The following is a 21,103-nucleotide window of genomic DNA, read 5'->3' on the forward strand; positions in this document are numbered from 1 at the left end:
CCCATCCCGAACAGGACCGTGAAACGACTCTGCGCCAATGATAGTGCTGCAACCAGTGTGAAAGTAGGTTATCGTCAGGCTCCCTTTAAAAACCCCTCGTTACAACCGTAACGGGGGGTTTTGCTTTTTACGCTTTGCTTTGTGCTTTGTGCTTTGCTGTTGGAATTCGGCTGCTACGGCGGCGAATCAAACTCAAGGATGGCAATCAGCTAAAAACAAAACAACAGACAGCCAATAACACAAAGGGAGTACGCTTGCACGTACTCCCTTTGCTGCTTCTGAAGGTTCTTTAATTTGTGTAGTATGACCGGGTTTGTACAGGGCTTGTTAGGCTGATTAAAAGCGAATCACTGAACATACTCAATGAGTTCGCTGTTTACGCTGTAATACAAAGATAGGCTGCGCCCATTCTGACTCTTTTTTCTTTTTGCTGGTGATCAGCGTTAGCTCCGATGGATCATATACATCCGTGTTGTGTGTCAGCGGGGTGGTCATCAAATACTGTGCATCGGTATTTTTAAGGAATTCACCGACCAGCTGGATATTGCGTATATCCAGATGCGCAAAAGGTTCGTCAATAAATACAAAGCCGCCCGAACCATCTTCTGATTTAAGCAGGCCTATTAGCAATATCAGTGATTTCATGACCTGCTGACCACCGGATGCTTCGCCGTCATTCATGCCTATCGGGCCTTTGCCATCGAACTTGAAGCGTACATGCAAACCAGCCTGAGCAAGCTGGATATCATCGTTTTCCAGTTTCACAGGATCGGTATGAACTTCAATACCGGCCAGCTCTCCCAATTGACGGATATTTTTGCTATAGGCTTTGATGGTGTAACGTAGCCTGTCCATGTAGGCAGCGCGTGCGTTGATCGTGGCTTCTATTGCCCGGTTATTTTGATAGCGGCGTTCATCCGTTTCTGCCTGACGTCCTTGTAACAAGGTTTGCAGACGGGTGAACTGATCGACTACTGTCGCATCGGTTTCCCAGTCGTCACGCGCCAGATTATGACTCAGACTGCGGATACGCAGTTCCACCTGATGGACATTTTCATGTTCTGCAACCAGCTCCTGGCGATGGCTGCTACGCTTCCAGGCAGCTGGCAGCTTGTTCCAGGTCTGCCGCATCTGGCGTAAAGTATCGAAGTGATGTTGACGTTCTTCAGTGTGACGTTTTTCCAGCGTGCGGCTTTGTGCTTCGGCATCCGCAATGGCTGCTTTTGCCTGCTCCCACTTCAGTTGTGCCACCGAGCGTTGTTCTGTGGCGGCTTTCAGCAGTGGCGCAATTTCACCTAAGCGGCTACCTACTTCTATCCTTTGTTGTTTCAGTGGCCGGGTATTGCGGCTAGCTTCTTCGAATTCAGCATGCCGCGCACTGAGTTCTTTTGCCGCATCCACGCCTGCCAGACGTGCTTTATAGGCACTGATTTCTCCAGCCAGCTGGCTGATTTGCATCGTCAGCACATCTTCCTGCGATTGCAGGCGTGGCAGGGCTCTTAACAGTGCTTCAAGTCGCTGGCTGCGGCCTGCATTACCAAAGCGGTAGCGTGAGACTTCGACAAATAAAGAGCGGCCACCACGTCGTTCAAAATGATAGGCATCCGGTGTGATCCATTCCTGCTGGCGTGCCAGCTTCATGCCGCTGTCAATTGAATCGACCGTCACGATGCGTTGTAATTGCTCGATCAGCCAGGCGGGTGCCTGGGCAGTGAAGTTGACTACAGAGAGCAGGCTCTTATCCTTGACGACTGGCGCACTGATGCGTTCCGGTACGATGAAGTGATTGTACTTTTGTTTTTCACCGATGCGATAAGCGGCGCTGGCGTCACTGGCCTTGTCCAATAAAATGACGGAGGTATAGGCGCGCAGCACACCCTCGATGGCAGCTTGCCATTTGGTGTCGGTGACCTCCACGATATCGGTCAGCATGCAGTGTGCGATGTCAGCTTCCGACAGTGCACGCCGCATTTGCCGGACATTTTCAGGCTCGGGCATGGAAGACTTACCCTGCAGCGCAGCGATCGTGTCCATGTCGCTCGCGATGCGCTGATTTAAGGTATCGCGTTCCTGCTTGAGGCGGGACAGGCTGGCTTCTTTATTTTCCAGATCGTTGGCGATATGCGCAACATCGGCATCCGCTTCAGCCGCCAGCTTTTGCAGACGGGTTTTCTGTTCGAGCAGGCTTTCCTGAGGCTTGAGTTTGGCATTAATCTGCTGCAGTTTTTCACGCAGCGCGCCTTCTTCTGCTTCCAGCGTAGTTTCGGCGTGTTTGGCTTCACTCAGTAATTGCGCTTGCTGCGCTAATTGCTGACGACGACCCGATAGCGCCTCATCCTGATTTTTCAGAAAACGGCGTGAGGCACGCAGTGACTCGCTGGTGGTCGCTGCTTTCGCCAGATCTTCGTGATATTGCAGTGTAGGTAAAATCGCTTCCTGCAAGTCGCGCTTTTCTTTGGTCAGGCTTTCGTACTGATGGTAGTTCGCGACTTTGAGGCGTAAGCCTTCCAGATTGGTTTTTGCCGCTTCCAGTTCAGTTTCAAATCGTTGCAATTCCAGCTCAGTATCCTGTTGATGATGTTTCGCGTCATCATAGGCATCCAATACCTCTTTATCCCCGAATACCTGAAACACCAGATCCAGTAATTGGCGCGGAGAATACTCACACAATTTATCGGTTTCACCTTGTTCCAGGGCGAGGACCTTGCCCATCGCATTGGACAAGCCTGCATGCGACAGACGTTTGCGATAACTTTCTACGCCCAGCCAGTCATTGGCATCAATAATATCTTCGATCTCGACTTTACCGCCGCGCATCAGATACTGGCGCTTCCAGTCACCGCCATTTTTTTCTATCTTGCAGAATAGTGTGACTTCATCTTCATACAGGCCGGACAGGCGGAAGGGACGATTAGAAATTTGCGGCCCAACCGCGCTGTTATCCACGACAGCGCGCAGCCATGCGGTCTGCTGCCCAGAATGGCGTGCATAGTGTTTATACGAGCGCCCCATCGAACATTCCAGTCCGAACAGGGTACGTAAGGCATCCAGCAGCGTTGTTTTTCCCGATCCGTTTTGGCCGGCAATGGTGATGATTTTGGCATCCAGCGGGATATTCTTAATACGTTGCCAGTAATCCCAATGAACGAGCTCAAGTGATTTGATATGAAACATGATGCTTAATTTTCTTCTGTATCGGTTGAGCCAGATGCATCCGCGTTGGCCACTTGATTGGTGTTCGCGATGATCGTTGCGGGTGTTCGTGCTGCTGGCAAATGGAATATATCCGACAGCGCACCATTGATGATGCGGTCCTTCAGTGTGTCGGTATCCATCAGCAGATCGAGCAAGGGGCCTTCCAGAATCAGATCTGCTTTTCTCTCAACAAAGCCCAACCTGACCAGTTGGCCGAGATTCATATCCATGCGGGTTTTCTTGCCCAGCTTGTCACCGAAGTCGGCCAGCAAAGCACGATAGGAAATGCCAATGGACGTGTCTTCTGCGCGTGGTAATGGTTTCTCTTTGCCGAACATATCGTTCTGATCTTCTTCTGCGAGCTGATGTGCTTCTTGTCGCTCACGTTTGGGCAATATGATCAGCGACCAAAGCACCACCAGTAAGGCAACGCCATCGCGCGCCAGACCAAAATTATTGTTTTGCCAGGTGTCTTTGGTACCGAATACTTTGGATTCACTATCCCGTGTGAGTGCAAGTGTCACATGGTCGGCATATACATTATCGACAAATTTCATGCCACAGGCTTTGAGTCTCGTATCCAGTTCGGCACGAAACAGCTCATCGGATAAGGCGCGTTTAACCAGTTTGTCTTCACGGCGCAAAGTTTGATGCGCGAGCAAACGCGCAATCAGAATTTGTACATCTTCAGTCATGGTGTTTCCTGAATAGGGGAGGCTGCAGTTGGTGCATCGTCTGCGCTTGGTGCTGCGACGAGACTGGCAATGGAAATCGCAGCGAGCTGCGCATCATTGAGTTTCTGCATTTTGTCTTTGGACTGGAATATCAATGGCAGCCGTGCCAGCGTGCCAGTTGCGCCTTGCAAGGCAGATTCGTTGGGATCACCCAGTAAAGGCAGCATCGATGCTCGGTAAGACGCAACGGCGAAGCTGGCGGGCAGCAGCAAATCCTGTAGTGGAATCCCTTTTGCTCCGGGCTGGATATGCTTGAGCAAATCCAGCCAGTGATCGAGTTCATGCAATGCATCATCGTTGTCATTGGCGACAGAAACCGCGTTTTCACCGGCCGGCAGAGCACCGGCCACAGCCGATACCCGGTGACTCAGTAATTCACTTTCTGCCACATCTATCATTTCAGACGGCGTGATAAACAGCGGGGTCACCGGATGTGCCAGAGCCTCATCCGCGAGTGAGGCCAGATCTTCTTTTTGCAGCAACCAGGTCTTGATATCTGTGGTCGACAAACCAGACTGGCCGAGATGCACCCGCTGTCTTTCTATCTGATTCAATGCACGCGAAAACATGCCCTGCATATTCAACAGCGCACTCTGGGCACGTCCTATCGCCTGGGCTGCTTTGTGCGTTGCCGCGTCAGCCCGTTCATCATGGGTGATGGCATGAATGATCTTAGAACCCTTTTCTACCCAGTCACAGGCGGTATGCCATTTTTTTTGTGCTGCCCGCAATTGAAATTCTGAGCCAGATGCGATGGCGTCTGAAAATTCCTCAGTCAGTTCGATCAGTCGTCCCAGTAAATGATGTAATTGTTCGACGGATACACCGCCGACTGCCTGCGCGCCTGCGACTTGCGTGAGCATGTAACTCATCTCTGCCTGGTCATTGTGTTCCTCGACCTGTATCAAAGATTCCAGTGCTGCCATGACATTGCGAGCCGTCGGCGTGATGCGGTAAACCCCGGCGCCGGAATCCCACGCCAGCAGTCCATTACCGCGTAAGCGTGACAGCACGGTTTCGAGTGCATCTGGATCCAGATAGGCCAGTTTGGCATTGATATCGGCACGGGTTAAGGAGGGGGATTCCACATCCGCCGCCAGTTCGCGCAGCACCAGCAGACGCAATAGCACTGCATTAAACCCACCATGAAACAATGCAGTAAATGCCTGTAATACAGGTTGTGCACGTTTAAGGGGGAATACAGCGGAAACGTCGTCGGGTGAAATTCCTGCTTTGAAATACGTCTGCAGAGCGAGGTCATCCCCGGTCTGGACTTGAGCATCGTCACTAAAATTTTGCATACGGCATTTTACCCGCTTGCAAGAGGCTTGAATATTGTTTTAAGTGAAACGTTTTCCTGGTTGGCTGAGCCTGAAGGCGTTCAGAATGCCCATCCAGGCATCCAGCATCTGTGTCGCCGGAATACTGCTATTCCAGTCTGCTGCGCGGATAGCGATAGCTGATCACGCGTTGATGGATGTGTTCTCGCTCTTCCTTTGAGGCACTTAACATACGTTGAACCGCATTGCGGGGAACCCGGAAATAGCGGCGCCGGTTTCCCCGCATATCCATAGTGCGCCATCCATGTGCGGTCAGCCAGTCCCATTGTTCATAGTCGATAGGGACAAACAACTGTATCTTAATTTGTTGATTGATAATCGTTGCACCGAATGCGGGCTTGGGCCCCGGCGGTGGCAGGCTGCGCTGTTGCCGTATCCGAAATAAGCTACGCAGACAATCTTTGATATCTGAGGTGTTCATACCATCCTACAATGCAGAAAAAAGTCTCTGCATTGTAGACGGTTTTATTGTTACAAATGCAATTTGCTTGTAATCCTTTGTAAGTGACGTAATACAATGCACACAGATTTACTCAAATCAGCGTTGGGTTGGTGGCAGCCATACTTTATTTTCCAAAAAACGGGTCAGTGCAACTATCGCCGCCTGCACTTTTGGTGGTTGCAGTTTACGTTTTAATGTTACGGCAAATATCCCCCCGCCATGCAAGCTCCATTCTGGCAGCAAACGTACCAGGCTTCCTTGCTGGATTTCATCAGCGACAGTGAATGAGGGGACTCGTGCAATCGCGTAGGCGTCCAAACACATGGCGACCATCGTGGTCACGCTGTCTGTCATTGCAAATGCAGACATCATAATCTTCTCTTGTGTGCCATGCCGGTGCTGCAAACTGAGCTGACACGGGTCACTCAGTCTGGTCAGGCTGATCATTTTGTGGTTCTCCATCAATTCAGCCGGGGTTTGCGGCACACCGGCCGCGCGCAGATAGACGGGACTGGCGACCAGAATTTCATCGAGATTAGCTAATTTTCGCGCAACCTGGGCAGACTCCCGTAGCCAGCCTGAACGGATAGCCAGATCGATCTGATGTTCCGCCAGATCAATAACCTGATCGGAAACGCGGATATCCAGCATCAGCTGTTTGTGGCTTGATGCCAGCGGGCCAAGCGCAGGCAGAACGATTCTGGTCGCGACGTCTGAGGCACAGGCTATTCTTAAGCGGCCGCTGATCTCACCAGAGTGTTCATGAATAATCTCTTGTGCAGATTCTGCGGTGGACAGCATATCGGCACATTTCTCGTAAAACTCCTGGCCAATTTCTGTCAGTGACAGACTACGTGTTGTTCTGTGCAGCAAGCGCACGCCAAGTTCATCTTCCAGCTGAGTTACTGCAGCACTAATGACTGAGGTCGTCAAATCCTGTGCTCTGGCCGCGGCTGAAAATGAACCGTATCGTACCACTTGCGCAAATATGGCCATGCGGCGTAGTTGGTCAAATTGCATAACACTGTTTCCTTCTTGTGGTAACAGTATCTAAGCTGAGCTAAAAAGATTTGGAAATAGCAAAATAACTTTTTTTGCAATTGTTATCAATTTAATGAAATAAGATTGTTTCGCTATACAGAAAAGAGATTTTCGCTAATACCACTATGTCAGGTATGTTGTATTGCTTACAATCCCTTACATCCTGTTTTCATGGAGACCAGAAGTATGAGCATCAAGCTGCATTTGATTTTTGATCCACTATGCGGATGGTGCTATGCGATGAAGCCTTTCTTACGTGCCAGTCAGGCTTATTTCGAAGATCGTCTGCAATGGGGGTTTCACCCTGGCCTGTTGTTTCCCGAGCCGACTATGATTTCGTCTGAATATCGCGAACACATGCTGAATTCAGATGCAAAAATTGCCGCATTGACAGGCGTTCCATATGGCGAAGCTTATGTTGATAGATTGAAACGGGATCATGCGCTGAATTATCATTCCGTACCACCAGCGGTTGCAGTTTTATCTTGCAGCCAACGCTCAGCAAATCTGGCTTTGCTGATGTTGGAAAAGATTCAATATGCGCATTATGTCGAGGGGCGGAACGTCAGTGACTTGCATGTGTTAGCCTGTTTTTCGGAAGAATTAGACTGTTCGAAAGCAACATTTCTGGATGGTTATGAAAAATCAGCGTCGTTACTCTCAGAGCAAAATAGGGCGCGCCAGGAGTTACAGCACAGCGTAGGAAATAGTGGCTCTCCCAACCTGATACTGGAAATAAATGGCAGCTTGCGCTATCTGAATTCCAGTCTGGCGTACCAGGCACCGCGCCAGTTGATTGGATTGATAGAACGTCAACTGCTGCATCAGCAAACATAATTCAGGTCCATATTCATGGGACTTAGAATGCGGCAACTCGCTGTGTCATCGGATGCTGACAGGATTGCATGCGCGAGTAATTCCATATAGACGAATCAAAGATGCTGACCGCAAGCAAGAAATGACTGCCTCTGTCAGAATAGGTGATCAAGAATGTTTGCGATGATGTGTATATCGTGCATATCGTGCAGATCAGAAGGTCTATCTGGGAGAAAATAGCGATGCGCGAATCAGCGACTTTAGGGGGCGGTTGTTTTTGGTGTTTAGATGCTGTTTACCGGCGTATTCATGGTGTGCTCAGCGTCGAGTCTGGCTATTGTGGCGGACAGGTGCATCAACCCAGCTACGAACAGATATGTACCGGTAAGACCGGGCATGCGGAAGTGGTCAGACTCAGCTTTGATCCAGCCATCATCAGCTATCGCGAGATACTGGAGATATTCTTCTTAATTCATGATCCGACGACATTGAATCGCCAGGGTAATGACGTTGGTACTCAATACCGCTCCGTGATTTACAGTCACAGCCACGAGCAACACGCCATCGCGGAAGCCGTTAAAACTGCAATGGCAGATCACTGGGATGCACCCATCGTGACTGAGCTTGCGATGGCACCCATGTTTTACCCGGCGGAAGCCTACCATCAGGATTATTTTACCCAGCATCCTCAGCAGGGGTATTGTGCATTTGTGGTTGCGCCTAAGGTGAGCAAGGCTCGCCAGGCCTTCCGGAAAATCTGGAAACAGGATTGATATTTTTCGCATTTGAGCATGGGTTTTTGTTAATATTTGCCCGGCGAAACAAGTGCTCTTGTGTCATTCTATTGCGCTGTCGTTACGCCTCTGTATTTTTCTAATTCGGCCGGAGAGTGAGCTATGGCGCTACGCAATGTGAATCAGGTAACCCTTAATCTGGTTCAGAAGTATGAAGGTATTCCAGATGGAAATTCTGCTACCCCGAATATCGATCCCTATCTGGATCCTGTTGGCATCTGGACTATAGGGTGGGGCCATGCAATAACATTTCAGGGGCGTTTTTTAAAAGGCGAAGCGGACCGGGCACAGGTGCTGGCTTTGTATCCGCAAGGCATCACGATGGTGCAAGCACAAAGTCTGTTGCAAAGCGATTTGATGAATGCGGGCCGGGATGTAGCATCGGTGGTCAGTGTCGCGTTGAATGACAACCAGTTTGGCGCCCTGACCAGTTTTACATTTAATCTGGGTATAGGCAATTTGAAGAGCTCGACCTTACTCAAAAAACTGAATCAGGGTGATTATCAGGGCGCTGCTGATGAATTCGGCCGCTGGGTGATGGCTGGAGGGAAGCCCTTCCCTGGTCTGGTTGCACGGCGAGCAGCCGAACGTACCTTATTCCTGACACCCTGTTGAATCATCAAACTGAGCTCAGCAGGCTGACAGGACGACATGGTGCGGGTTAGCGCAGTTTCGCGCGCAGCGCTTCCAGCATTTTCGGGATGCTGTCTTTACTCATGCTGTCGACGATCCAGCCCAGCCCTAACGGAACCGGCCCCGGATCGGTTTCCACTACATAACGTACTACCGTCTTTTGGACATCATTACTGACGCTGCTAAGTGACCAATAACCTTGGGTGTCTGCGATTGTTTCTTCTTGTTTTAAGCCCTCCCAAGGCAGCATTTTCCAACTCAGGTGGCAGTTAGTACCAGTCTGTTTAGGCGTCATCCTGAGTCTGTATTTTTTTGTTTTACCTAAAGGCAGTGACAGTGTGAAATCCACCTGTGAGGCATTGTCATTCAGTTTCACAACGCTGACTTTGCTGGTATTCGGCATAAAAGACGGATAACTGTCATAGGCCAGAATTGCAGCACATACTTGCGCAACGGGTGCATCTATCAGCGTCGCAGCTTCAAATCGCTTAGCGCGGCTGTCTGCTTTGCTTAAATCCAGTAATTGAACTGTATGATTGATTTTGCTCATTTCTATCTGTTCTGCCTGGCTGCTCTGACATAACGAAAACAGGCTGGACACGCCAAGCAGTGCGCGTGTGCATATCATATGCCGGAGCGGGACAGGGGAGCGATGACTATTCATAGAAAAAAGAAGTTAGCTTATGAAGACAGGATCAAGGCAGATTAACACCCTGACGGATTTTTTCTATATCTGCGCGGCGCAGATAATCGGGAATGTTTTTCCACATACTGTGATAGCCGTAGCCACCTTGAGTCAGTTCCTCCAGTGCCTGTTCTTTGGTCCAGGACTGATACAGGATGCGATACATCGCAGTGATCAGGCCGGTACGGTCTGCACCATGCTGGCAGTGCAGTAATACCGGACCCTGTTGCTGCGCGTTGCGCAAAGTACGTAGAGCCAAAATGACATTGTTATCGTTGATATCCCAGGTGTTGATACCGATACGCTGCATGCGTATACCGCTGTTTTTCAGTATCTGTTCATCTGAGTGAAACGCACGCAGGCTCACGACGGTTTTGATCCCCAGGCTTTGCAATGTGGGTAGCAGTTCTGACTGTATCTGCGCACTGCGGTAAAACTGATCATTCACTTTGAATAAATTTGCTGAGGTGTCGACCGCTTGCGCCCATTGTTGCGGACGCTGAGAATCTGTCGACGTTTGAGGTGTTGCCTGGGTTGCGGCGGCATCCTGTTGCAAGCTCAGCAGACTCAGGCACAGCATCAGTATCAGGCCGCAGGTACGCACATCGTAGCGCATCATTTTCTCCGGTACGAAAGATGAAATAAAACAATTGCCACTGCGCTTCCCAACCAGTAATCGACCGGCAAGTTCCACCACCAATGGTGATGCCAGGGCACTGTTTCCGGGCGCAAGGCATGCCAGCCAAAGGCCGGATTCATGATGAACCAGCTTGCATCTTCGATGATCCAAAATACGATGATGCAGGCAATCGTACGTGCCTGCAAGGCCAGGGACCATTGCTGCAGCATGACCATGGGAAAATGAAAAAACATCGCGATCAGCGGAAAGACCCAGGCATGGTAACCAGTCATGGCGCGGCCACCCCAGAACAGATCAAGCAGCCAGTGTTGTTCTATGCGCCAGGTTGGCAAATTCACGGCCCAGCCGGCGCTGCCCTCAATCTGAATTTCTACCTGGGCAAAAAATATCGCCAGCAAGGCAACCCAGCTCAGCGTGAGCAAGACAGAGTTTCGGATAGATGTCATGCGGACTCCGTTACAGCGCAGCTGTTACCGTTGCGAGAACGCGCGCAGCAGCATCCGGTTTGCCCAACGCCTTGGCGCGGGAATGCATTGCACTTAGTCTGGCTGTATCGTCGAGTAAGCGTTTTACGCGATAGGCGAGGCTGATGTCATCGTAGGCTTTGAGTGCCACGCCTTGCTCCAGCAGATAATCTGCATTGCGCTCTTCCTGACCAGGTATCGGCGAGTTCACAATCATAGGCAAGCCCAGCGCCAGACATTCAGAGGTGGTCAGGCCACCGGGCTTAGTAATTACCAGATCAGAGCACGCCATCAGACGCTCAACCTGATTGGTAAAACCTTGGGGGAACAGGCGGCTGGGGTAGCGCGGCACCAGTGTTTGCAAGGCTTGCAGCGCAGTCGCATTTTTTCCAGCCATCACAATCAGTTGAAACCCGGCTTGCTGACTCAGCAAGCGGGCTGCCACCTGATCCAGGCCACCCAAACCAGCACCGCCACCCATCAACAAGATCGTGGTGATATCCGCACGCAAACCGAATTCGGGTGCACAGGCTGTGCGTTCCAGCTTTTGCTGAAATGCGGGCATGATGGGTATGCCGGTAACATGAATTTTTTCAACTGGAATTCCATTTTCCAGCATACGGTCTGCGACTTCCTCACTGGCTGCAAAATAGCCAGTCATATGTTCATGCACCCACATCCGGTGCAAGTCAAAATCAGTCACTTGCACCCAGACCGGGCAATGCAGACGCTGTTTACGTATTTCGCGCGACAACATCTCAGCAGGTAAAAAATGGGTGCAGATAATGGCATCAGCCTGAAATTCTTCTATCGCTTTTAGCAGGCTGCGTGCATTCAGGCGCTCCAGAGCACGACGCAGTTTTTCCGTCGTACTGTCGCTTTGTGCTTCGTTACTCGCATGGTACAGATAGCCCCACAATGCCGGCGCCTTGTTGACCAGTTTGATATAAAAATCGGTATAAATTTTACGAAAGCCTGCAGTCACAAACTGCATCGCATCCAGATGCAGCACATCGAACTGGCTGTCATTCAGCAGCGCTGCGCTGCGTATGGCTTCAGCTGCACGTTGATGTCCGGCGCCCGCAGAGACACTCAGTAAAAGAATTTTTTTCTTACGCATGGCATGCCACCAAAAAGTCGGAATCGGGAAACAGGTGGGCAGAATACCATGCACTTGTCATTATCGCTATTTGGTAAATGCAGGATATCGCGACAAAAAAAGCCTGCCTTGTGACGGGCAGGCTGGTGTGATTTGGACATCACTTGTGCATCTCGGTCGGTGTCAAGTGATCAGGGCTGCAGACGCGAAATGCTCCAGCTGTGATCTGCATTACGGGTGTAGACGATGCGGTCGTGAAAACGAGAGGCGCGGCCCTGCCAGAATTCCAGACGCTCGGGAATCAGGCGATAGCCACCCCAATGTTTCGGACGCGGTGGGTGCTCACCAAATTGCGCGATCACGGCTTGCAGTTGCTGCTCAAGAACTTCGCGGCCAGCCACAGGCTGACTCTGCTGTGATGCATTCGCGCTTTGCCGACTGCCCAGAGGACGGCTGAAAAAATAGCTGTCGTTTTCTTCAGCGGAGATTTTTTCTACCCGGCCTTCGATGCGGACCTGACGTTCCAGTGCCGTCCAGAAAAAAAGCAAGGCCGCATGGGGATTCGTTTCCAGATCAGCACCCTTGGCGCTGTCGTAATTGGTGAACCAGCAAAAACCGCGCTCATCAAACTCCTTGATCAACACGATGCGGGATGAAGGTCGACCCTGAGCATTGACCGTAGCCAGGCTCATGGCATTTGCTTCTGCTGCATCTGCCGTCAAAGCCTGTTGAAACCAGATTCCAAACTGTGCAAACGGATCGGCCTGCACATCGCCCTCGGATAAGCTCGCTTGTCGATAATCCTTACGAATGTCAGCAATAGACATAGATTTCCTTGTTAAATAAAAAATCAGCAATTCTGGCCATCAGGCCGGTTCCGTCAAGTGATGCCACGCCGGGCTTGCATCGATGCACCCAACTGCTTCATTTGCTCTTCGCTCAACACCCTCAAAGCCATCGGTGCGATTTGTGTCTCTTCGATCTGCATATGTGCCTGGTACAGAGTCGTGAAGTCGTCTACATCTGAGGGCGATAAATCATAGCCACTGCCATCTTCCAGTGCTTCCAGCTGAGCCTGCAATCCCTTCCATTGCTGATCCATTTGCGCATGGTGTTGCAAAATAGTATGGCTAAGCTCGCTCAGCAATTCGGCATCTGCACCAGTAACAGTTGCACGCAAGGCTGGTAACAAATCGACTTCTTCATCCTGATGATGCAGCGGCGCAGCTTTGATGAAGTATTTCAGCACTGCTTTGGCAGCTTGCTGCACACTCTCATCCACGCCCCGGTCTGGCAGGTAATTGACTAATTTATCCAGTGTCGCCAGCTGTTTACGGATACGGTCATGGCAATGTTTTAACACAGCGATAGGCGTATCGAAACCGGGTGCAGCATCAAATAAGGTGCTCATAGTGACTCCTTTGGAAGAAGCAAGTTCGCATTATGCAGTAGGTACCTGGTACGTGCTTGCGTCATATCAAGCGCGCTCTTGTAAAATGTAGTCTGAATTCACCATTACTTCAATTATGCAACAAGATTCAGAAATCGACTTTGAACGTCGTTTTGGCGGTGTCGCCCGCTTGTATGGCAGTGCCGGACTGGCACGTTTTCAATCTGCACACATCTGCGTGATCGGCGTTGGCGGCGTGGGTTCCTGGGTGGTGGAGGCACTTGCACGCAGCGCAATCGCTCGTATCACCATGATAGACTTGGATAATGTCGCGGAATCGAATATTAATCGCCAGATTCAGGCCACGACCGAGACATTGGGCAAAGCAAAAATTACTGCGTTGTCGGAAAGAATACGGCTGATAAATCCCACTTGTCAGGTTACAGAACTTGAAGATTTCATTACAGCTGATAATCTGGAGCAAATGCTATCTGGGCCGTTTGATTATGTGATCGATGCGATCGATGATGTGAAAGCAAAGACAGCATTGATCGCATATTGCCGTCAGCACCAGCTTCCTTTGATCACGATAGGTGCGGCCGGTGGACAAACAGATCCGTCGAAAATAGAAATCCGCGACTTATCGCGCACCGAGCAGGAACCGTTGCTGGCGCTGGTACGTAAGCGTTTGCGGCAGAATCACGGCTTCCCACGTGGCACAAAAAACAAGTTCGGGATTGATGCCGTGTTTTCGATGGAAGTGCTGACCATGCCAGAGACGGCCGAGATGTGTGAGGTGAGTAGTGACGCTGCTGATAGTGTGGGTATTACTGGCCTGAATTGCGCGGGGTTTGGATCGTCGGTGGTCGTGACGGCATCATTTGGACTGATGGCTGCGGCGCATGTACTGCGCAAGCTGGCCGGATTAGATCAGAAATAGAGCAGTAACTACGTTAAGCGTAATCTGCACAATGGACTGAACTTTTCAGGAGGGGATCAATGAGTGAAGCCGTATTGCAGGATGAAGCCGCACAAGATGGTACCGATGAACAGGAATATCTGGCCTTTCGTCTGGGACCGGAGGAGTACGGCATACACATTTTACAGACGCAGGAAATCCGTAATCTGGAACCGCTGACCCGGATTGCCAATGCACCGGATTACTTGCGCGGTGTACTGAATCTGCGCGGTGTGATCGTACCCGTGATCGACATGCGCTTACGTTTTGCCACCGGCGAGGCCAGGATGGATGAGGCGACTGTGAATATCATTCTCAATATCCGTGGTCACGTGATTGGTATGATGGTTGACAGCGTATCTGATGTGGTCACGCTCTCTCAGGCCGCCATCAAGCCGCCGCCTGATCTGGGCTCGGTCTTTTCAACTGACTTTATCACCGGTCTGGGTGAAGTGGATCAGCGTATGTTGATTTTGCTGGATATCGATAAACTCATCAGTAGCCCAGAGCTGGGCCTGATACAGCCTGCCTGAGATGCGTGCCGGGCAGCGTGACTGCTGCCCAGCGGGCCACACTGACCTTTTTAATCCAGTTTAAAACTGAATTCTGCAACCGTCGTTTGTGCCTTCGAGACTGGCGCATACTTCCATTGGCCGGCGGCAGCAATGACTTCTTTATCAAATATTTTAGTGGGTCTGGCTTTCAGAATTTCTACCTGTGAGACCCGGCCATCTGTTTCCACATGCAATCTGGCGCTGACGCTGCCTTCCGCGATTCCGGCACGCGCAGCAGCTGTCGGATACTTGGGCTGTACCTTATTCAGCAATTTCAGAGCGGTATTTTGTTCCGGCTCAGGGGCTTTCACAACGGGTGCGGCAACTACAACGGGAGCCGCTTCTGGTGCTTTGGCGGGTGCCGCAGCGGCTGCGGTCTGTACAGGCGCAGGCGAGGCTTGTGCCGGCGCCGGAATTGGGGTTACGGTTTCTTTGATCGTATTGGCCACAGTTTTAGGCGCTACGGTTTTGCTTTCTTGTGCTTTTTTCGCTTCGGCTGCCTGCTTTTCTTTGGCTTCGCGTGCCAGTTTTTCTTCTTGTGCGATTTGGGCTGGCGTTTTCTTCGATGCCTGATCCATCCATTTGGTCACGTCGGCAGTATGTGCATGTTTGACCGGATCTTTGACCAGTCCGGTAGGTTGCGCAATATTGCTGGCGGTGTTGGCCGTACTGGCGGCATCGGCTGCCGGTGCAACAGGTGCAGGATCTTTGGAACAGGCTGATAACAACATACTGCCACACACAAAAACAAGTGCCGGCGCAGCCATGGATGGCCATGCCTTATTGACTAGCTTTTTCATATCTCTCCACCTACAAATTTGGTTTTTTTATTTTTTCAGGAATTCAGCAAAACCACCTCAGGTCCATGATGCGCGTCTGTGCGACCGATTGTCAGCGCTCATTCATGGTGGGTAGTACAGCGTTGCCTCATTCCAGTTCTGAATCTGGCATATCAGCTGAGTCGGCCTTGCAAGGATGAAAACCGGCTCACTGAACGCAATAAGATGCAGAATGCATTCTGTTTATATTGAAACTATGCTGCCACGGAAATTTTCTTATCGCAATATTCAATGAATAACAATTTTCATTCTGGCTCGCCTTCGTGCCTTGTTTTACCTAGCAGGGATCGTGCCAATTAAATATATTGTCTGTGGTAAATTTGCCGCATAGTGAGATGTTGACAGACGGAAGAGCGGGGACGGGCTGGTGCTCGTTATGGGCGCGGGGACAGCAGCATCGTAGTTACGTTTCGGGAAAAAAGAAAAAGCCGTGTTGCATTCTGGTGCAACACGGCTTTCAGGCCTTGAAGGCCGTACGAATTTAGCGCCTCAGCGCTTCGGGTTTGCTCAGGTTCAGCTCCCTAAGCGTATAGTATTGCCTCAGGACTTACCAAAGACCTCGTTCAACTGCTGAGTCACGCGGATGAAGGTGGTACGCTTGGTCAGCTCCTTGAGTTTATGCGCACCCACATAGGTGCAGGCTGAGCGTACGCCACCCAGTATGTCTTGCAGGCTCGCGTCAACAGGACCACGGTAAGGAATCAGCACTTCTTTGCCTTCCGAGGCGCGGTATTTAGCCACACCACCTGCATACTTATCCATTGCAGCGCGGCTGCTCATGCCGTAGAAGCGTTTGAATTGCTGACCATCGCGCTCGACCAGATCACCCGCACATTCATCGTGACCAGCCAGCATACCGCCCAGCATGATGAAGTCGGCGCCGCCACCAAAGGCCTTGGCCAGATCACCCGGCACGACACAGCCACCATCGGCACAAATTTGTCCACCCAGACCGTGGGCAGCGTCCGCGCATTCGATAATCGCCGATAACTGCGGATAGCCAACACCCGTCATTTTGCGTGTGGTACAGACCGAGCCAGGACCGATGCCGACTTTTACGATGTCCGCGCCAGCCAGAATCAGCTCTTCTGTGATGTCTCCCGTTACCACATTGCCTGCCATGATGGTCAGATGTGGGTAGGTATCACGGACTTTTTTCACGAAATGGATGAAGGTTTCGGTGTAGCCATTGGCGACGTCGATGCAGACGTATTCGATCGCATTATGGGCACGCGTCATTACAGTGGTGAATTTTTCAAAATCACTCTGGGTGATGCCCATGGAGTAAAACGCAGTCGATTTTTTTTCCAGCGAGCTGAAATACGCGACCAGGGTATCGACGTCGTAATGCTTATGCAGGGCGACCGATAACTGATGGCCTTCCAGTGCGTGCGCCATTTCTATGGTGCCGGTGGAATCCATATTGGCTGCGATGATAGGAATGCCGTGGTAAGTTTTACGTGAATGGCGGAATACAAATTCACGCGCTAATTCGACTTGGGAACGGGATGTCAGGGTTGAGCGCTTAGGACGTATCAGAACGTCTTTAAAGTCCAGTCTCAGGGTTTCTTCGATGTGCATAACGACTCCGTAATGCGTCTGGCGGACGCGGGAAAAGGCAGTTTTGTCGAGAAGACGAACAAAACCGTTGAGCCGTAGTTCAGTATAGTCCTGAAGCGGCCTTCGTTTGCATCAGATTTATGGATACCGGGTATCACGTATAGCGTATACCCGGCGCAGAGTCATGACTGAATCAACTCAGTTCCAAGTCGGTTTCAACTCAGTGGCAACTGCCTTTGCCTTTGTCGCTGAAGTTACTGTCACCGATAGAAATGAATTCCCATTCATAGGATTTTTCGTGCAAAACCAGCTTCAGTACGCCATGGGTATTGTTGTCACGGATTTCTGTCGTACCTTTAGGGAAAAACATAGGCGTGAGTTTGGCACCGCCTGTGCCAACGACGAAGCTGCGTATGCCGCCTTGTTCATCTCTATCGCCATTGCCATTCATCGGAGCGAAGCGCTCATAGTCGTGGTCGTGCGAAGTCAGCACGATATCCGCTTTGGCATCGGCCAGCATTTTCCAGACTGGCTGCATGAAACTGTTATTGCCGTGTCCGCCGGAGCTGTAAGCCGGATGGTGCCAGAATGCGAGTGTGCATAGCTTTTGATTGCTGCTTAATTCTTCGCGCAGCCACTCGATTTGTTTTTGCATCTGGCTGCCGCTCAGATTGCTGTTGAGCGACAGGAGATGCCATTGTCCTATGCGCTTGCTGTAATAGCCGCGCCGTTCCGGCCCTGCGATGTCACCGAAATAATTGTAATAACCGAGTGCCTTAGGTTGACCGTAGTCATGGTTGCCCGGTGAGGGCAGGGTACGCTCCTTAAAGCGACCCCAGGTCGGATCGTAGCAATTGCTGAATTCTTCCGGCTTGCCAATCGGGTAGGTGTTGTCACCCAGGGTCAGGGCATAGGCATTACTGTCTTTTTCCAGTGCAGCCAGGATCAGATCTGAAGTCCGCGCTGCCATGGTCTCACCTGCTGGCTGCTTACGGCAGTCGGCAATATCACCGGCGATATACAGCGTGAGCGGGTTTTTCAGTTTTTGGGGTTTTCTGATTTGTGCTACTTGGGATGTCTGCTCGTTAGCGTGCAGACTGGTGCTCAGTAACAGGCTGGAAAGCAGGGGAAGTAAATAATACAGTCGCATAATTAAGATCACAGGTACAGGTGGCAGCACGGCAGCGGCTAAGGCTGGCTGCCAAAATGCGTATTTTACCTGAGGCCGCTGGGCAGAACCGGATTCACTCTGCCCGCAGCGGAACTTGGATAGACTTACAGGCGCGCGCGCCGCAAACGCAGTGCATTGGTGATGACAGATACCGAACTCAGGCTCATCGCCGCACTCGCGATCATGGGACTCAGCAAGATGCCACACCATGGGAACAGAACACCGGCCGCAACCGGCACGCCTATCAGGTTATAGGCAAACGCAAAAAACAGGTTTTGACGGATGTTACGCATGCTGAGTTGGGAGAGTTTGCGCGCTTTTGCGATACCGCGTAAATCACCTTTGACCAGAACCACATGCGCACTTTGCATGGCGATGTCGGTACCATTGCCCATGGCGATACCGACGTTTGCCTGTGCTAATGCCGGGGCATCATTAATGCCGTCGCCTGCCATCGCCACCACACTGCCGGTGGCCTGCAATTGCTGCACCATGCGGAATTTATCTTCTGGCCGCACATCTGCGTGGACTTCCCGTATGCCCAGCTGGGTGGCGACCGCGTTGGCAGTGGCGGCATTGTCACCAGTCATCAGGATCAGGCGCAGACCTTGTGCCTGCAAGTCAGCGACCGCTTGCAGGCTGCTGGATTTGATGCTGTCCGCCACGCTGATCAAGGCCAGACATTGCTGACCGACTGCCAGCCCCATCACCGTGTGCGCCTGTTGCTGGGCGAGCTGAGCCTGATGCTGCCAGTAGGTGGTATCAATGCCCTGCGCCTGCAGGTAGCCGAGTTTGCCGAGAATGATAGTCTGACCGGATGCCGTGGCGCGTACACCCATGCCGGTGACAGCTTCAAACTGACTCAGTTGCACCGTTGGCAGGGCTGTATTCAGGCTTACTGATACCACATAGTGCACGATGGCTTGCGCCAGTGGATGTTCGCTCTGGCGCTCCAGTTGCAAAGCCAGGCTGAGCAGTTGTTGGCGATCAGCCGCCGGATGGACCTGGAAGCTTTGCAGACGTGGCTTACCTTCGGTCAGGGTGCCGGTTTTATCGATGATCAGGGTATTGACGCGCTCCAGCAATTGCAGGGCTTCTGCATCTTTAATCAAAATACCTTCGGATGCTCCACGTCCTATGCCAACGGTGACAGAAATCGGCGTTGCCAGTCCCAGTGCACATGGGCAGGCAATGATCAGCACTGACACTGCAGCCATCAGACCGTTAGCCAGTGCGGGTTGTGGGCCGAAAAAGGCCCACAGGCCAAACGCAGCAAGGGCGATGACAATCACCGCTGGTACAAACCAGCCCGCAACTGCATCAGCCAGTTTTTGTACCGGTGCGCGTGAGCGGCCGGCCTGATTCACCATCGCGATGATGCCAGCCAGCAGGGTGTCGCGGCCTACCCGTTCTGCACGCAGGGTGAAGCTGCCTTGTTGATTCAGGGTGCCGGCTGCCACTGTATCGCCCGCCTGTTTGGCTTGCGCTGTGGCTTCGCCGGTAATCATGGATTCATCCACATAAGATTGCCCGTCCTGCACTTTGCCATCGACCGGAATATGGGCACCCGGTTTGACACGCAATACGTCACCGACCTGTACCTGATCCAGTGCCACCTCCTGCTCGCTGCCATCGGGCAGCACGCGTAAAGCCGTGGCGGGTGTCAGCGACAGCAGCGCTTTAATCGCACTGCTGGTTTGAAAACGCGCGCGCAGTTCCAGCACCTGACCCAGCAAGACCAGGCTGATGATGACCGCAGCGGCTTCAAAATACAGCGGCACCATGCCATCCATACGGAAGGCCGGCGGCAGACTGTCGGGGGAAATCAAGGCGACCAGGCTGAACAGATAGGCGCTGCCGGTGCCGACGCCAATCAGGCTGAACATATTCAAATGACGGCTTTGAAATGAGCTGAGTGCGCGTTCAAAAAATGGTCGCCCCAACCACAGCACCACTGGGGTTGCGAGCACAAACTGCAGCCAGTTAAAGACTTGCATACCCAGCAGCCTGTGCATGGACCATGCTGGCACCATATCCAGCATGGTGAGCAGCAGCAGGGGCAGCGCCAGCAGCAGACTGATGCGGAAGCGGCGCGTCATGTCATCGAGTTCGCTGGTGTCTTCATGCATGCTAGCTTCTTTTGGCTCCAGCGCCATGCCGCAGATCGGGCAAATGCCGGGACCGATTTGTTCGATCTCAGGGTCCATAGGACACATATAAACAGCGCCCGGATCTGCCACTGCAGCAGCGGGGCGCTGTGCAGGATCGAGCCAGCGTTGCGGTGACTGACTGAATTTTTGCAGGCAGGACGCACAGCAGAAATAATACGGCTGTCCCGCATGTGTGGTTTGATGGGCAGAGTTGGCGTTGACGCGCATGCCGCAGACTGGATCGGTGTAAGCGCCCAGTGCATCGCTTTGCATCAGGTCCTGGCCGCCGCAGCATGATGATACGCCGCTGGCAGGCGCTGCTGCTGCGCTGGCAGCAGCAGGACTGCTCTGACCCAGTTGTATCACCTTCTTGGTTTTTACGTAGCGCCCTGGCTCAGCCTCGAACCGGCTGACACAGGTCGGGCTGCAGAAATAATAGGCAATGCCTTGAAAACGTGTGGTCTTCTCGCTTTTGGCGACCTGCATGCCGCACACCGGGTCGGTGTATTTTTTTTCATTCTGCTGCGCGGGCTGGTGTGCGCAGCAATCGCCTTGATGCTGATGGTGCATAAGAACTCCTGAGTCTTTGTTTTCTGTC

20 protein-coding genes are annotated in these 21,103 nt (G+C 51.8%); 5 read left to right on the forward strand and 15 right to left on the reverse strand.

Features of this window, described 5'->3' with window-relative positions; genetic code table 11:
* Positions 1 to 360 precede the first annotated feature (360 nt).
* The 5 genes from H8K47_RS09780 to H8K47_RS09800 form a co-directional block, all read right to left on the reverse strand.
* A complete protein-coding gene (locus tag H8K47_RS09780; protein WP_186881225.1) occupies positions 361 to 3,174 on the reverse strand; it encodes an ATP-binding protein in 2,814 nt (937 codons plus the stop codon).
* Positions 3,175 to 3,179: 5 nt separating this feature from the next.
* Positions 3,180 to 3,890, reverse strand: coding sequence for a hypothetical protein (locus H8K47_RS09785; RefSeq protein WP_230410186.1), 711 nt, complete (start codon positions 3,888 to 3,890; stop codon positions 3,180 to 3,182).
* Positions 3,887 to 5,230, reverse strand: a complete 1,344-nt coding sequence (locus H8K47_RS09790; protein WP_230405144.1) for a hypothetical protein — start codon at positions 5,228 to 5,230, stop codon at positions 3,887 to 3,889. Before H8K47_RS09790 ends, H8K47_RS09785 begins: the two co-directional genes overlap by 4 nt.
* 127 nt (positions 5,231 to 5,357) lie before the next feature.
* Positions 5,358 to 5,690, reverse strand: coding sequence for a hypothetical protein (locus H8K47_RS09795; protein WP_186881226.1), 333 nt, complete (start codon positions 5,688 to 5,690; stop codon positions 5,358 to 5,360).
* 117 nt (positions 5,691 to 5,807) lie between these two features.
* A complete protein-coding gene (locus H8K47_RS09800) occupies positions 5,808 to 6,731 on the reverse strand; it encodes a LysR family transcriptional regulator (protein ID WP_186881227.1) in 924 nt (307 codons plus the stop codon).
* Positions 6,732 to 6,938: 207 nt separating this feature from the next.
* On the opposite strand from H8K47_RS09800, the gene H8K47_RS09805 reads away from it, so the two are divergent.
* From H8K47_RS09805 to H8K47_RS09815, 3 genes are all read left to right on the forward strand, one after another.
* Complete coding sequence (locus tag H8K47_RS09805) at positions 6,939 to 7,589, forward strand: DsbA family protein (protein WP_186881228.1); 651 nt, start codon at positions 6,939 to 6,941, stop codon at positions 7,587 to 7,589.
* Between the two features lie 221 nt (positions 7,590 to 7,810).
* Positions 7,811 to 8,341 (forward strand): peptide-methionine (S)-S-oxide reductase MsrA, encoded by a 531-nt coding sequence (gene msrA, locus H8K47_RS09810; RefSeq protein ID WP_186881229.1) that lies wholly within the window; start codon positions 7,811 to 7,813, stop codon positions 8,339 to 8,341.
* A gap of 123 nt (positions 8,342 to 8,464) precedes the next feature.
* Positions 8,465 to 8,977 carry a lysozyme gene (locus H8K47_RS09815; protein WP_186881230.1) on the forward strand — a complete coding sequence of 171 codons (513 nt, stop codon included), beginning with the start codon at positions 8,465 to 8,467 and terminating at the stop codon, positions 8,975 to 8,977.
* 46 nt (positions 8,978 to 9,023) lie between these two features.
* Here H8K47_RS09815 and H8K47_RS09820 read toward each other — a convergent pair whose 3' ends face one another.
* The 6 genes from H8K47_RS09820 to H8K47_RS09845 form a co-directional block, all read right to left on the reverse strand.
* Positions 9,024 to 9,545: an SRPBCC family protein gene (locus H8K47_RS09820; RefSeq protein WP_230405143.1), complete on the reverse strand. Its 522-nt coding sequence runs from the start codon at positions 9,543 to 9,545 to the stop codon at positions 9,024 to 9,026.
* A 145-nt stretch (positions 9,546 to 9,690) separates the two neighbouring features.
* Positions 9,691 to 10,299: a dual specificity protein phosphatase family protein gene (locus tag H8K47_RS09825; protein WP_212681248.1), complete on the reverse strand. Its 609-nt coding sequence runs from the start codon at positions 10,297 to 10,299 to the stop codon at positions 9,691 to 9,693.
* Positions 10,296 to 10,766 carry a hypothetical protein gene (locus H8K47_RS09830; protein ID WP_186881232.1) on the reverse strand — a complete coding sequence of 157 codons (471 nt, stop codon included), beginning with the start codon at positions 10,764 to 10,766 and terminating at the stop codon, positions 10,296 to 10,298. The genes H8K47_RS09825 and H8K47_RS09830 overlap by 4 nt, the downstream gene beginning before the upstream one ends.
* A gap of 10 nt (positions 10,767 to 10,776) precedes the next feature.
* Positions 10,777 to 11,904, reverse strand: a complete 1,128-nt coding sequence (locus tag H8K47_RS09835; RefSeq protein WP_186881233.1) for an MGDG synthase family glycosyltransferase — start codon at positions 11,902 to 11,904, stop codon at positions 10,777 to 10,779.
* Between the two features lie 170 nt (positions 11,905 to 12,074).
* Complete coding sequence (pdxH, locus tag H8K47_RS09840; protein ID WP_186881234.1) at positions 12,075 to 12,710, reverse strand: pyridoxamine 5'-phosphate oxidase; 636 nt, start codon at positions 12,708 to 12,710, stop codon at positions 12,075 to 12,077.
* Between the two features lie 53 nt (positions 12,711 to 12,763).
* On the reverse strand, positions 12,764 to 13,294 hold the full coding sequence (locus H8K47_RS09845; protein WP_186881235.1) for a hemerythrin domain-containing protein: 531 nt from the start codon (positions 13,292 to 13,294) through the stop codon (positions 12,764 to 12,766).
* 115 nt (positions 13,295 to 13,409) lie between these two features.
* Here H8K47_RS09845 and tcdA point away from each other — a divergent pair, with 115 nt between their 5' ends.
* Positions 13,410 to 14,213, forward strand: coding sequence for a tRNA cyclic N6-threonylcarbamoyladenosine(37) synthase TcdA (tcdA, locus tag H8K47_RS09850; protein WP_186881236.1), 804 nt, complete (start codon positions 13,410 to 13,412; stop codon positions 14,211 to 14,213).
* Positions 14,214 to 14,272: 59 nt separating this feature from the next.
* Positions 14,273 to 14,764 (forward strand): chemotaxis protein CheW, encoded by a 492-nt coding sequence (locus H8K47_RS09855; protein WP_186881237.1) that lies wholly within the window; start codon positions 14,273 to 14,275, stop codon positions 14,762 to 14,764.
* 50 nt (positions 14,765 to 14,814) lie between these two features.
* Here the strand turns inward: H8K47_RS09855 and H8K47_RS09860 are convergent, their stop codons facing one another.
* The 4 genes from H8K47_RS09860 to H8K47_RS09875 form a co-directional block, all read right to left on the reverse strand.
* A complete protein-coding gene (locus tag H8K47_RS09860) occupies positions 14,815 to 15,585 on the reverse strand; it encodes an energy transducer TonB (protein WP_186881238.1) in 771 nt (256 codons plus the stop codon).
* 579 nt (positions 15,586 to 16,164) lie between these two features.
* Positions 16,165 to 17,205: a GMP reductase gene (locus H8K47_RS09865; RefSeq protein ID WP_186881239.1), complete on the reverse strand. Its 1,041-nt coding sequence runs from the start codon at positions 17,203 to 17,205 to the stop codon at positions 16,165 to 16,167.
* Positions 17,206 to 17,404: 199 nt separating this feature from the next.
* Positions 17,405 to 18,334, reverse strand: a complete 930-nt coding sequence (locus H8K47_RS09870) for a metallophosphoesterase family protein (RefSeq protein ID WP_186881240.1) — start codon at positions 18,332 to 18,334, stop codon at positions 17,405 to 17,407.
* A 125-nt stretch (positions 18,335 to 18,459) separates the two neighbouring features.
* Complete coding sequence (locus H8K47_RS09875) at positions 18,460 to 21,075, reverse strand: heavy metal translocating P-type ATPase (protein WP_186881241.1); 2,616 nt, start codon at positions 21,073 to 21,075, stop codon at positions 18,460 to 18,462.
* Positions 21,076 to 21,103 lie beyond the last annotated feature (28 nt).

Origin of the sequence: Cognatundibacterium rugosum (assembly GCF_014284365.1) — a bacterium.
In the GTDB taxonomy this organism is placed as follows: domain Bacteria; phylum Pseudomonadota; class Gammaproteobacteria; order Burkholderiales; family Burkholderiaceae_D; genus Undibacterium; species Undibacterium rugosum.

Excerpts from the sequence above, each read along its gene's own strand:
- H8K47_RS09780 (WP_186881225.1), bottom strand. The coding sequence starts at position 3,174 with ATGTTTCATATCAAATCACTTGAGCTCGTTCATTGGGATTACTGGCAA.
- H8K47_RS09785 (WP_230410186.1), bottom strand. The coding sequence starts at position 3,890 with ATGACTGAAGATGTACAAATTCTGATTGCGCGTTTGCTCGCGCATCAA.
- H8K47_RS09790 (WP_230405144.1), bottom strand. The coding sequence starts at position 5,230 with ATGCAAAATTTTAGTGACGATGCTCAAGTCCAGACCGGGGATGACCTC.
- H8K47_RS09795 (WP_186881226.1), bottom strand. The coding sequence starts at position 5,690 with ATGAACACCTCAGATATCAAAGATTGTCTGCGTAGCTTATTTCGGATA.
- H8K47_RS09800 (WP_186881227.1), bottom strand. The coding sequence starts at position 6,731 with ATGCAATTTGACCAACTACGCCGCATGGCCATATTTGCGCAAGTGGTA.
- H8K47_RS09805 (WP_186881228.1), top strand. The coding sequence starts at position 6,939 with ATGAGCATCAAGCTGCATTTGATTTTTGATCCACTATGCGGATGGTGC.
- msrA (WP_186881229.1), top strand. The coding sequence starts at position 7,811 with ATGCGCGAATCAGCGACTTTAGGGGGCGGTTGTTTTTGGTGTTTAGAT.
- H8K47_RS09815 (WP_186881230.1), top strand. The coding sequence starts at position 8,465 with ATGGCGCTACGCAATGTGAATCAGGTAACCCTTAATCTGGTTCAGAAG.
- H8K47_RS09820 (WP_230405143.1), bottom strand. The coding sequence starts at position 9,545 with ATGAGCAAAATCAATCATACAGTTCAATTACTGGATTTAAGCAAAGCA.
- H8K47_RS09825 (WP_212681248.1), bottom strand. The coding sequence starts at position 10,299 with ATGATGCGCTACGATGTGCGTACCTGCGGCCTGATACTGATGCTGTGC.
- H8K47_RS09830 (WP_186881232.1), bottom strand. The coding sequence starts at position 10,766 with ATGACATCTATCCGAAACTCTGTCTTGCTCACGCTGAGCTGGGTTGCC.
- H8K47_RS09835 (WP_186881233.1), bottom strand. The coding sequence starts at position 11,904 with ATGCGTAAGAAAAAAATTCTTTTACTGAGTGTCTCTGCGGGCGCCGGA.
- pdxH (WP_186881234.1), bottom strand. The coding sequence starts at position 12,710 with ATGTCTATTGCTGACATTCGTAAGGATTATCGACAAGCGAGCTTATCC.
- H8K47_RS09845 (WP_186881235.1), bottom strand. The coding sequence starts at position 13,294 with ATGAGCACCTTATTTGATGCTGCACCCGGTTTCGATACGCCTATCGCT.
- tcdA (WP_186881236.1), top strand. The coding sequence starts at position 13,410 with ATGCAACAAGATTCAGAAATCGACTTTGAACGTCGTTTTGGCGGTGTC.
- H8K47_RS09855 (WP_186881237.1), top strand. The coding sequence starts at position 14,273 with ATGAGTGAAGCCGTATTGCAGGATGAAGCCGCACAAGATGGTACCGAT.
- H8K47_RS09860 (WP_186881238.1), bottom strand. The coding sequence starts at position 15,585 with ATGAAAAAGCTAGTCAATAAGGCATGGCCATCCATGGCTGCGCCGGCA.
- H8K47_RS09865 (WP_186881239.1), bottom strand. The coding sequence starts at position 17,205 with ATGCACATCGAAGAAACCCTGAGACTGGACTTTAAAGACGTTCTGATA.
- H8K47_RS09870 (WP_186881240.1), bottom strand. The coding sequence starts at position 18,334 with ATGCGACTGTATTATTTACTTCCCCTGCTTTCCAGCCTGTTACTGAGC.
- H8K47_RS09875 (WP_186881241.1), bottom strand. The coding sequence starts at position 21,075 with ATGCACCATCAGCATCAAGGCGATTGCTGCGCACACCAGCCCGCGCAG.